Origin of the sequence: Priestia sp. SIMBA_032 (genome assembly GCF_046535215.1) — a bacterium.
In the GTDB taxonomy this organism is placed as follows: domain Bacteria; phylum Bacillota; class Bacilli; order Bacillales; family Bacillaceae_H; genus Priestia; species Priestia aryabhattai.
In genome coordinates, this window is sequence record NZ_JAWRXD010000978.1 from 1 (window position 1) to 260 (window position 260).

Genomic DNA, 260 nt, shown 5'->3' on the forward strand with positions numbered 1-260 from the left:
TTCCAAATCAGCTCGAAAGTTAGGAACAACTACAGCTCAACAAATTAAAGATATTACAGATGAAATTCGTGCATTTTTAGTAAAGGAACATCGTGATATCTTAAGTGAATCCTTTATGAATAAAGAGAAGAGAACAGCTGTGGAGCAAATTATTAAAAGCTTTTTACTAAGCAATCAAGTCGTTGTTTCAGATGTACCTTCTGAACAGTTACTAAATATGGTGTGTGACGAAATTGTTGGATTTGGGATTATAGAACCTT

The 260-nt window shown here is 33.1% G+C and carries 1 pseudogene; it reads left to right on the top strand.

Annotated elements, in window-relative coordinates:
* A pseudogene (locus tag SB717_RS37260) lies at positions 1-260 on the top strand (CpaF family protein); the annotation flags it as partial.